Consider the following 3,157-nt stretch of genomic DNA (forward strand, 5'->3'; position numbering starts at 1 on the left):
ATTGACTCATGTTGAGTGGTTGGTTATGTGGAGCTGCGAGATACGACGCCAGGCGCGCCGCATCGATGATGAGCAAGAACTCAACATAACCGAGGCGTAGGCCTACCGTGACTGTCCCTTTGACGGCCACGGAGGTCACCATGCTTGAGCAGCTCTTTCCCAAGTACCACCAGCGCTATGTCGCGTCGCCGTTTGGTGCGCAGCTCGAACTCTTCGCGCGGTGGCTTGCCGATACCGGCTACGGTCACGATATCGCGCAACACCATGTCTGCAAGCTGCGACAGGTGCTGGAACTGGGCGGCGAACCGTTGGCTCCGATACTGAGCCGCGCCGACCTGGACCCACTCTTCGCCGCCGCGCCGAGCGGGGTGTTGCTCTGCGCCACACGGCGTGCGTTTGAGCGATGCCTGGCTGATCTCGGCCGGTGGCGGCCGGACACCGACATCCGGCCGCATGGACAGCTGCTCGATGCCTATCGAGACCACCTCACTGCCGTTCGCGGCTTGAGTCCACCAACGGTAGCGCAACACGTCTCGACGGTTGCAGCCTTCCTCGCGGAGACGCTGCCGGCTGGCTGGGGTGTCAGCGACCTGACGCGAGAACAGATCGAGCGCCACGTGGTCTCAACTGGCCAGCGCATCAGCCGTCAGAGCCTGCAGCACTGGGTCGCCCGTCTGCGCTCATTTCTTCGGTTCTGTCACATGCGGGGCCTGTTGGCCATACGCCTGGATGCCATCGATTCGCCGCGCGTGTATCGCGGCGAGTTGCCGCCAAGAGCGATTCCGTGGGCGACTGTGCAAGCACTGCTGCGATCCATCGACCGCAAGCAGAGAACGGGCTGGCGCGACTACACGATTCTGTATTTGATGGCGCACTACGGCCTGCGCCCCTGCGAAGTCGCCTCGCTTCGCCTGGACGCCATTGACTGGCAGGCGAAGACCCTGCGTGTCGAGCAGCGCAAGACCCGATCCGTCTTGCTGCTGCCACTGGCCGATAGGACTATGCGCGTCCTTAAGCGCTATCTGCACGCAGGCAGAACCGGCAGCACCCGGCCGGAGCTGTTCCTGCGGGCCCGTAGCCCGTCAGGCGCGATCAAGCACACCGCGGTATGCAACCTCTACCAAGCCCGCGTCGCACGTAGCGGCTTGGCGCTGCAGGGAACCTCGGCGTACTGCTTGCGCCACAGCTTCGCGATGCGTCTGCTGCAACGAGGGGTCGGCATCAAGGCCATTGGCGATGTTCTCGGTCATCGCGGCTTGGAGAGCACCTGCGTCTACCTGCGCCTGCAGTTGGACGCGCTGCGTGATGTGGCCTTGCCTGTTCCCCAGGCTCAATCGGTGTAGGGAGCAGCCATGTCGTCAACCCCATCAAGCACAGCGTTTGATCGCAGCATCTCTGACTATCTGGAACGCCAGCGAGCGCTGGGGCGGGCCTACGTCGCCGAGGAAGACATCCTGCACTCGCTGCGCGATTTCATCGGCGCAGCAGGTGACTGCGAGGTGACTCTTGCCTCGTTCGAGCGCTGGTGCGCATCGCATGAAGGTCTGAGCGGTAATGTGCGCCGCAACCGGCAGCGCATCGCTCGCAACTGGTGCCTGTATCGCCAGCGCACCGTGCCATCATGCTTCGTTCCTGATCTGAGCCGGTTCCCCAGACCGAATTCCTACAAGTCGCCCGTCATCATCGCGCCGGCGGCAATCGCTCGCATGCTGGCCGCGGCGCAGGCGGTCAGGCCGACGCCGGACTCGGCGTTGCGACCAGACGTGCTGCGACTGGCCACGGTGCTCCTGTACACAGCCGGACTGCGCCGGGGTGAGCTGCTGCGCTTGCAACTCGGTGACATCAATGCGAAGGACGCGGTGCTGCGGATTCGGGAGTCCAAGTTCCACAAGTCCCGGATGGTGCCTCTGTCCAAGGATGCCGGGGTAGAACTGCGCGCATACCTCCGACGGCGCCAACAACAATGGGGCCTGTCAGCGCCGACGCAGCCCTTGTTGTGCCACGGTACGAGACATTGCCATGGCTACACCGGCGCCGGCCTGAGCACCGGGTTAATGGAGTTGGTCGACTCGGCGAGCGTGCGGGGGTGGGATGGTCGCCGACCTCGTGTGCACGACTTCCGACATAGCTTCGCTGTCCAGTGTCTGTTGCGCTGGTATCGCCAAGGTGCTGACGTGCAGTCCAATCTTCCCAAGCTCGCGATGTACATGGGACACGTCTCGATCGTATCTACGACGTACTACCTGCGCTGGATACCCGAACTCGCGCAGGTCGCCAGTGAACGCTTTGAAGCGTCCTTCGGCAACCTGGTCACGGACGAGGTGGTGTGATGGCAACCGTCCACCAGAACAGCCTCGGGCGAGCGCTCGTCCGCTTCTTCCAAGACTACCTGCCGAACCAACGTGGGATGAGTGTTCACACGATCCGGAGCTATCGCGATGCCATCGTGCTCTTCCTGAGGTTCGTCTCGCAGGAGGCAGGACGCGGCGTCGAACGACTGGAGATCAATGACATGCGTCCCGAGTGCGTCACCCGATTCCTGAGCAACCTGGAGAGCGAACGCGGCAACGGAATCGCCACGCGCAACGCCAGGCTTGCCGCCCTGCATACCCTGGCACGGTTCCTCGCCACTGAGCACCCGCAGCACATGGGCACACTGCAGGCGGTGCTGGCCTTGCCCTTCAAGCGTGGCGCCAAGAACGCACCGATCGAATACCTGGAGCATGACGAGGTTCGCGAACTGCTCGACGTGATTGATCGGTCGGATGATCGTGGTCGACGGGACTATGCGCTGTTCGCGCTGATGTTCAACACCGGCGCACGTGTTCAGGAAATTCTCAATCTGAGGCCACGTGATGTACGTCTTGATTCGCCAGCCCAGGTTCGGCTGACCGGCAAGGGCAACAAGATCCGAATTTGCCCAATCTGGGCGACCACTGCCAGCCTTCTACGGCCGCTGTGCTCGGCGCGCGAGGGTGCCGCTGACGATCTGCCGCTGTTCGTCAACCAACGTGGTCAAGCGCTCACTCGGTTTGGCGTTCGCTACCTACTGAAGCGGCACCTCGCTGATGCGGCATCCAAATCCCCATCGCTGGGGGGCAAGTCGATTCATCCGCACTCGATCCGTCATACCACCGCGATCCACTTGCTGAAGGCC

Annotated in this window: 3 protein-coding genes; all 3 read left to right on the forward strand. The window is 62.9% G+C overall.

Going from position 1 to position 3,157, the window contains the following annotated elements; genetic code table 11:
• The first annotated feature begins 119 nt into the window (after positions 1 to 119).
• The gene (locus ACIQ32_RS12400; protein ID WP_396195986.1) at positions 120 to 1,343 is read left to right on the forward strand and encodes a tyrosine-type recombinase/integrase; all 1,224 of its coding nucleotides are present in this window, start codon (positions 120 to 122) and stop codon (positions 1,341 to 1,343) included.
• Between the two features lie 9 nt (positions 1,344 to 1,352).
• A complete protein-coding gene (locus ACIQ32_RS12405; RefSeq protein ID WP_396195987.1) occupies positions 1,353 to 2,330 on the forward strand; it encodes a tyrosine-type recombinase/integrase in 978 nt (325 codons plus the stop codon).
• Positions 2,330 to 3,157 (forward strand): tyrosine-type recombinase/integrase (locus ACIQ32_RS12410; RefSeq protein ID WP_396195988.1); only part of this gene is annotated, 828 nt, incomplete at its 3' end. The genes ACIQ32_RS12405 and ACIQ32_RS12410, both read left to right, overlap by 1 nt.

Source organism: Flavobacterium sp., assembly GCF_044373165.1.
GTDB lineage: Bacteria > Bacteroidota > Bacteroidia > Flavobacteriales > Flavobacteriaceae > Flavobacterium.

Coding starts and splice junctions, on each gene's coding strand:
- ACIQ32_RS12405 (WP_396195987.1), top strand. CDS start 1,353: ATGTCGTCAACCCCATCAAGCACAGCGTTTGATCGCAGCATCTCTGAC.